Raw genomic sequence first — 8165 nt, 5'->3', positions numbered from 1 at the left:
TATACCATGGGGTTTCTTCGTGCTGTTTGGCTTGGATGTTTACTCCTTGCTTCCGAAGGGTTGGGATCAGTTCGAGATCGGGTGGGGCGATAGCCTTAAAGCTGGAGCCTCCTTGGGCGATGCCTGTGATTTCGTTTCCCTGGATAACCACCTTGTTGACGGTCCCTTGCTCAACGCTGGAAAGGAAATCGGTGTAACTCATCTCCTCTATCTGGGTGTGAGGTTTGCTGAAGAGGTTGAAAAGAAGGATCATAGTCAAACCAATGACCAGCCACATAGAGAGATTTTTATAGAACATGTTCAATTAGATCGCCTATTTATGGTTGAGGGTGAGTGTGCTTCGTATAGAAATTGTTGATTCCTGCGATATTCGTACTTGTATTCATTCATAGGACCTTATCGCTCGTGATGTCACTTCACAGATGTGACATTCAGTATCATTTTATATACAATAATCCTGTAAGGCCTTAACTTCCACACTTTTTTCAGTAAGAGTGGAGATGGCCATGACCATTGACTGTGCGCCAGCCGTTGTGGTGGTGTAGGGAATGCGGTAATCAAGCGCACTCCGGCGGATAGTGTAGGAGTCCTCAGTGGTACGTGTTCCCATTGAAGTATTGATAATCCACTGGATTTTTTTATCTTTGATCATGTCAAGAATATGCGGTCGGCCTTCTGAGATTTTATTGACCCGGGTGCAGGTAACACCATTATCGGTTAGAAATTTTGCGGTGTTGGCAGTAGCCAACAGATTAAAGCCAAGGTCTGTAAGTTTTTTAGCAGTGGGGAGGATGACGAGCTTGTCGTTGTTGCGTACAGAAATCAAGACGCTTCCAGAGGATGGAATTTTCTGGCCGGCCGCCATCTGTGCCTTAGCAAAGGCGAGGCCCAGGGTGCTGTCAACACCCATAACCTCTCCGGTCGACTTCATTTCCGGGCCGAGAAGGGTATCTACATTGGCGAACCTGTCAAAGGGGAAGACCGCCTCTTTGACTGCGTAGTGAGAGATTTCTACCTCTTTGGTTAGTCCGAGCTCTGCAAGCTTTTTACCCATCATAACCTTAGTTGCGAGTTTTGCCAGAGGCACGCCGGTGGCTTTGCTGACAAATGGCACGGTTCGAGACGCTCGGGGGTTGACTTCAAGAACGTAGAGCACGTCGTCCTTGACTGCATATTGAATATTCATCAGGCCGATAACCTTCAGTTCCAGGGCCATGGCCCTGGTTGCCGCCTTGATCCGCTCGATCAGGGTAGGCGACAAGGTGTGAGGAGGCAGGACACACGCCGAATCACCGGAGTGGATGCCGGCCTCTTCGATATGCTCCATGATGGCCCCAAGGATAGTGGTTTCACCATCGGAAATGGCATCTACATCGATCTCGACGGCATCTTTCAAGAATTTATCGATTAAGATCGGATGCTCTGAGGAGACGTCAATGGCTGTCCGCATGTAATCTTTGAGGTCGTGTTGGTTATAAACAATTCTCATGGCCCGGCCACCAAGGACGTAGGATGGGCGGACAACAACCGGGTAGGTGATTCGCTCGGCAATGATCAGCGCTTCATCAGGGGTGCGCGCAGTCCCGTTGTCGGGTTGAACAAGGCCAAGTTTCTGGAGAAACTGCTGAAAACGCTGCCTGTCTTCTGCCCGGTCGATGCTATCCACCGAGGTGCCAAGGATTTTGACTCCAGCCCGATGCAGGCCATTGGCAAGATTGAGGGGAGTCTGTCCGCCGAACTGGACGATAACGCCTTCCGGTTTTTCTGTTTCGATGATGTTAAGGACATCTTCATTGGTCAAGGGTTCAAAGTAAAGCTTGTCCGAGGTGTCATAGTCGGTGCTGACCGTTTCCGGGTTGCTGTTGACCATGACGCTTTCGATCCCCAATTCATTGAGGGCAAAAGCGGCATGAACACAGCAGTAGTCAAATTCAATGCCTTGACCGATGCGGTTAGGTCCGCCGCCCAAGATCATGACCTTGCGTTTGTCACTGGGGCGGGCTTCATTTTCCTCTTCATAGGTAGAGTAATAGTAGGGAGTGAAGGCCTCAAATTCAGCAGCACAGGTGTCTACGAGCTTGTAGACAGCCCGTATGCCCAATTGATCTCGGAGTTCTCTGATGTCGTCAGGGGATGTTCCGGTCAGGAATGCAAGCTGTTGGTCTGCAAAGCCATACTGTTTGGCTTTGTAGAGAAGGTCGTGATCAAGACCAGAAAAACCAGCCTTGGTAATGACAACTTCCAGGTCGGTGATCTGTTTAAGATTTCGGAGAAACCATGGGTCAATGGCAGAGAGGCGATAGATCTCATTGATGGGCATGTCTCTTCGTAATGCTTCATAGAGATAGAAAAGACGTTGTGAGCTTGGTGTATGAAGGCCCTTGTCGAGATCTCGCTGTCTGAGGTCCGAGTGGTTAAACTTTTTCCCTGCCCCAAATCCGGCGCAGCCGATTTCAAGTGAGCGCATACCCTTTTGGAAGGCTTCTTTGAAGGTCCGGCCAATGGCCATGGTCTCGCCTACTGATTTCATGGCGGTGGTCAGGATGTCTTCAGCCTCAGGGAACTTTTCAAAGGTCCAGCGTGGGATTTTTACCACACAATAGTCGATGCTGGGTTCGAATGAGGCGTAAGTTTCACGGGTTATATCGTTGGTGATCTCATCCAGGGTGTAGCCCACAGCGAGCTTGGCGGCAATCTTGGCAATGGGGAATCCGGTGGCTTTGGAAGCCAGGGCTGAACTCCGAGAGACACGGGGGTTCATCTCGATAATAACCAACTCTCCATCAACCGGGTTAACGGCAAATTGAACGTTTGAACCACCGGTTTCAACACCGATTTCACGCATGATGGCGATGGCGGCATTACGCATCTCTTGGTATTCGCGGTCAGTGAGTGTCTGGGCTGGCGCCACAGTAATCGAGTCGCCGGTATGGACGCCCATGGCATCAAAGTTTTCAATCGAACAGATGATGACCACGTTGTCTTTTCTGTCCCGCATGACTTCAAGTTCGTACTCTTTCCAGCCCAACAGGCTGCGCTCCAGCATTACCTCAGAGTTCATGCTGAGGTCGAGTCCTGTTGCGCAGAACGCTTCCAACTCATGGTGGTTATAAGCGACACCTCCTCCGGTGCCACCGAGAGTAAAGCTGGGGCGGACAATGAGTGGAAATCCAATTTCATCACCGGCTTTTCTGACTTCTTCCATGGTGTGAACGATGGCGCTTTCCGGGACATTTAAGCCGATCTTTTTCATTGCGGCCCGAAACAGGTCTCGGCCTTCGGCCTTTCTGATGACATCGGCGTTGGCTGCCAGCATCTCAACCCCGAACTTTTTCAGCACACCCATTTCAGCCAACTTGAGCGCAGTGTTAAGGGCGGTCTGACCTCCAAGGGTGGGAAGAAGGGCGTCAGGGCGTTCTTTGTCGATAACCATGGCTACTATCTCTGGGGTGATCGGCTCGACGTATGTTTTGTCGGCGATTTCAGGGTCAGTCATGATGGTAGCAGGGTTCGAGTTGATCAATACCACCTCGTACCCTTCCTCTTTTAATGCTTTGACCGCTTGCGTACCTGAGTAATCAAATTCGCAAGCCTGGCTGATGATGATTGGTCCGGAACCGATGATCAGTATTTTTTTGATGTCTGTTCGTTTAGGCATGGAGGTAATTAGTTCCTTTCATTATGTGTGCTGACAAATTGAGAGCAAAAATGCACAAGGTCTTGTCCTGACTTGGTATCGGTTATTGATGGAGCTGTTCGGGTTGATCAGGGATCGGAGTGTTTGAGTGTTTATTGTTAGGTGCAAGATGGATAGAGTTTGGTAGATAAAATGATTCACTATCCCGTAAAGTTATCGCTAGTTATTGTAGCTAACTGCCTTGATCCGATTGACCTGAGATACTTTATTTTTTTATCATTTCGATAAAGCGATCAAAAAGATAAAGAGAGTCGTGCGGGCCAGGGGCATTTTCAGGGTGGTACTGGACGGAAAATGCTGGGTAGCGTTTGTGGCGCATCCCTTCGACACTGTTGTCATTCAGGTTGATATGGGTCAGTTCTACTTCTGCATGCTCGAGGCTTTTGATATCTACACAGAAACCATGATTTTGAGCAGTGATTTCGATTTTTCCGGTGTCGAGATCCTTGACAGGTTGGTTGGATCCGCGATGACCGAATTTTAGTTTGTAGGTGGATCCTCCATAGGCAAGCCCCATGATCTGGTGGCCTAGGCAGATGCCAAAGATAGGTTTTTTTCCTAACAGGGTACGGATTGTATCAACGACACCTGGAATTCCAGCTGGGTCACCAGGTCCATTGGAGAGGAAGATTCCGTCGGGATTCATAGCCAGAATGTCATCGGCGGATGTTTGTGCGGGGACAACTTGCACTTGACATCCTCGTTCAGAGAGCAGGCGTAGTTGATTGTATTTCAATCCAAAGTCGATGGTGACTATTCTAAATGTGCCTGGACCCGAGGTGGTGAAATTCGATCCGGGGACGGGGCCATTTTTGGTCCAGCCATATGGCTTGGCACAGGTGACTTTACTGACCATGTCGTGGCCGACCAGGCCTGGCCATGATTGTGCTCTATGGACGAGAGAGGAAATATCAAGGTCTATTGTTGATACGATGCCCTTTAGTGCCCCTTTTTCACGAATGTGCTTGGTCAATGCTCGGGTGTCGATTCCTTCCACTCCAACGACGTGTTGGTTGCGGAGAAAATCGGAGAGTGTTCCTTGTGAACGGAAGTTGCTGGGCACGGCATTGTACTCTTTGACCAGCATTGCCCCTGGGTGGATGGCGGCAGATTCCATGTCCTCATCGTTAACCCCATAGTTACCGATCAAAGGATAGGTCATGGTTACAATTTGGCCTTTGTATGAGGGATCTGTCAAGATCTCCTGGTATCCGGTCATGCCGGTATTGAATACAATTTCACCGACAGCCTCGCCAGGGCCGGTGAACGATCTGCCTGTAAAGGTTCTGCCATCTTCAAGGGCAATAAGCGCTTTCATAGAGTTTTCCACGTGTTGTTGTTTCTTTTAATGTCAATCGTCCAGGGCCTGACGGATTAAATCTGCCTGCCGGGTGGCAGCCCCTTGCTGTGCTGCCGCGACAGTGAGAGCCCGTTCTGAGGCGTCCTGATAGCTGTCTTGGTGAAGATGAAAATACAATATTTTTGTAATTAGTTCCTCTGTATTGTTAACGAGAAATCCGGCGCCTTGATTTTCAAGCAGGGAACGGGCATCGTTAAAGTCGCTCATATGTGGCCCGAAAAAGGGGGGCTTCCCCCACATAGCCGGTTCCATGATGTTGTGTCCACCACGATCCACAAGGCTACCTCCACAAAAAACATAGGTCCCAATGGAGTATAAACTTGCCAGTACTCCCATCTGGTCAACCAGGATAATTTTTTGTCCTTGGAGACTTGAACGAGCCTGCGATAGTCGTTTGAAGTTGATGTTTTTGCTGCGCCAATCCGACTCGATTTGATCGATGCGCTCAATGTGCCTGGGGGCAACAACCAGAACAAGGTCGGGTATTGTGGCGCTAAGAGCTATAAAGGTGTCAATCATCATCGATTCCTCACCAGAGTGGGTGCTTCCCGCGATGATGACTGGATGATTTTTATTCAGATCCAGCAGGTTTCTGAAGTGATTGCCTACCCTTTCTTGTAAACTAGTTCTGTCTAAATCGTCCTGGTGATCAAATAAAGGAACAAAAGATTCGATCGGTTGGTCATACTTTGCATTGCCATTGACCTCAATCTTATCAGGTTCGAGTCCGAGAGCAATGTAGCGTTTTCGATCAATTTCATGGATTACCGATGTCGTGTTGAAACAGCGTACGACCTGTCGCATGAAACCAGAAATTATTGAGTATCGTCGAAAAGCATTTTCGGAAAGGCGTCCGTTTAATAGGAGTGTTTTAACACCCTTGGCTTGCATTAGCCGAAGTGTATTCGGCCACAGTTCGGTCTCCAGGCAGATGTAAACGTCCGGATTCAATTTAGCGATAAATCGATCAACAATGAGTGGCAGATCGATAGGCGCATATAGGCACTGAGCTATGTTCGCCAGTTGTTTTTTTGCTGCGAGATGACCTTGTCTTGTAACGGTTGTGATAACAATATCAACTCTGGTTTCTTGTTTGTGAAGCGCAGTAATTAAGGCTTTTGCTGCCTGTATTTCACCAACAGAAGCGGCATGGAACCAAAGCCGTTTTGGGTGTTTCAACGAGAGTGGGGGGGGAAAGTAACTGAATCGTTGCCAAAGGTCGTCAAGGTGTCTTCTTGTCAACAGGCAATACATTACATATATGGGTATGACCAAAAGCAAGAGCAGCCAACCCGACCAGGTGTACAGTCGATAGTACAAAATGAAAAAAAACAACCCCCATGATTCACATTGCCACAGATGGAAGACGAGTCTGTGTTAAGCAATGTTTATGTGAAAACTAGCTATAAAAAATTAAACAATTTAAACTGGAAATGACGAATTCGTCAACCTGAAATAATCTATGCTCGGCAGAAATGCGATGCAGTCCAACTCAGAAGCGCGATGGGGGGGAGGTCTTAGTAGTATTGACAATCTCGCAAAAAGTCCGGGGATGGCTTACGGGATCTCTTATCTGGAGTTTGCTATTAATAGTAGTAGGTATGAGGCAATGAGGCTTTGGGTGCTCCATACATTAAAACGCTTGGGGTTTTCGAAGTAGCGGAAGAGGAATAAGAATGAGATTCTGGCCGTTAGATCTGGCAACTAAGGAGGCAATCATAAACAGATTTCACAAAAAAAGAACCTAAAGAGAGTAAGTTAAGGAGCGAGGAAGTAAGAGGATAAAAAAGAGATTGACAGGGTGATAGAGTTGGGCTAGATTGCCGCCTTTCCAAGCGGGTCCGCGAGGGACGGTTGAGAAAAGAAAGCAGCAAAAAAGAAGTTGACAGGGACGAGGGGATCGGCTAGATTGGCCCCTCTCAAGCGGGACAGGGTAGCTGACGTAAGGCAGCGAAAGAAAAGCAGAAAAAAGAAGTTGACACCCTGCTGAAGATTGAGTAAAAAGAATAGATGCCCGAGCGGAAAAGGCTGGGGCAGCCGGACGAAATGATCTGGTTGATCTTTGAAAACTGAATAGCAAAACAACGAGCCAACGAAAAGAGTTTTAAGATTGGACAAGTAACCGATTTAATCGGTAGAGAAGGATTTAAACTGGAGAGTTTGATCCTGGCTCAGAACGAACGCTGGCGGCGTGCTTAACACATGCAAGTCGAACGCGAAAGGGGACTTCGGTCCCCCGGTAGAGTGGCGCACGGGTGAGTAACGCGTAGATAATCTACCCCTATATTTGGGATAACAATTCGAAAGGATTGCTAATACCGAATACACTTATTTGAACGCAAGTGCGAGTGAGGAAAGGTGACCTCTTCTTGAAAGTTACTGTATAGGGATGAGTCTGCGTACCATTAGCTAGTAGGTAGGGTAAAAGCCTACCTAGGCGACGATGGTTAGCGGGTCTGAGAGGATGATCCGCCACACTGGAACTGGAACACGGACCAGACTCCTACGGGAGGCAGCAGTGAGGAATATTGCGCAATGGGGGAAACCCTGACGCAGCGACGCCGCGTGGGTGATGAAGGCCTTCGGGTTGTAAAGCCCTGTCAGGTGGGAAGAAGTGCATTATGGCTAATATCCATAGTGTTTGACGGTACCACCAAAGGAAGCACCGGCTAACTCCGTGCCAGCAGCCGCGGTAATACGGAGGGTGCAAGCGTTGTTCGGATTTACTGGGCGTAAAGGGCACGTAGGCGGCATAGCAAGTTAAGGGTGAAATCCCGGGGCTCAACCCCGGAACTGCTCTTAAAACTGCTAAGCTAGAGATAATCAGAGGTGGGTGGAATTCCTGGTGTAGAGGTGAAATTCGTAGATATCAGGAGGAACACCGGTGGCGAAGGCGGCCCACTGGGATTATTCTGACGCTAAGGTGCGAAAGCGTGGGGAGCAAACGGGATTAGATACCCCGGTAGTCCACGCCGTAAACGATGAATACCGGTTGTTTGGAGTATCGACACTCCAAGTGGCGCAGCTAACGCGTTGAGTATTCCGCCTGGGGAGTACGGTCGCAAGACTAAAACTCAAAGGAATTGACGGGGGCCCGCACAAGCGGTG

The 8165-nt window shown here is 48.8% G+C and carries 4 protein-coding genes and 1 rRNA gene; 1 reads left to right on the top strand and 4 read right to left on the bottom strand.

All coding sequences use genetic code 11. The features are described 5' to 3' along the window. The 4 genes from FP815_07815 to FP815_07800 form a co-directional block, all read right to left on the bottom strand. A partial coding sequence (locus FP815_07815) for a cell division protein FtsH (protein ID MBA3014847.1) occupies window positions 1–304 on the bottom strand: 304 nt, incomplete at its 3' end. Window positions 305–442: 138 nt separating this feature from the next. Next, window positions 443–3658 (bottom strand): carbamoyl-phosphate synthase large subunit, encoded by a 3216-nt coding sequence (gene carB, locus FP815_07810; GenBank protein MBA3014846.1) that lies wholly within the window; start codon window positions 3656–3658, stop codon window positions 443–445. A 244-nt stretch (window positions 3659–3902) separates the two neighbouring features. Continuing rightward, entirely contained in the window at window positions 3903–5015 is a 1113-nt protein-coding gene (carA, locus tag FP815_07805) for a glutamine-hydrolyzing carbamoyl-phosphate synthase small subunit (protein ID MBA3014845.1), read from the bottom strand. Window positions 5016–5048: 33 nt separating this feature from the next. Then, a complete protein-coding gene (locus tag FP815_07800) occupies window positions 5049–6311 on the bottom strand; it encodes a hypothetical protein (protein ID MBA3014844.1) in 1263 nt (420 codons plus the stop codon). A gap of 892 nt (window positions 6312–7203) precedes the next feature. On the opposite strand from FP815_07800, the gene FP815_07795 reads away from it, so the two are divergent. Then, window positions 7204–8165 (top strand): 16S ribosomal RNA (locus FP815_07795); the annotation flags it as partial.

The organism is Desulfobulbaceae bacterium, assembly GCA_013792005.1.
Taxonomy (GTDB): Bacteria; Desulfobacterota; Desulfobulbia; order Desulfobulbales; family VMSU01; genus VMSU01.
This window is presented reverse-complemented; position numbering and strand designations above follow the sequence as displayed.

Excerpts from the sequence above, each read along its gene's own strand:
- carB (MBA3014846.1), bottom strand. The coding sequence starts at position 3,658 with ATGCCTAAACGAACAGACATCAAAAAAATACTGATCATCGGTTCCGGA.
- carA (MBA3014845.1), bottom strand. The coding sequence starts at position 5,015 with ATGAAAGCGCTTATTGCCCTTGAAGATGGCAGAACCTTTACAGGCAGA.
- FP815_07800 (MBA3014844.1), bottom strand. The coding sequence starts at position 6,311 with ATGTATTGCCTGTTGACAAGAAGACACCTTGACGACCTTTGGCAACGA.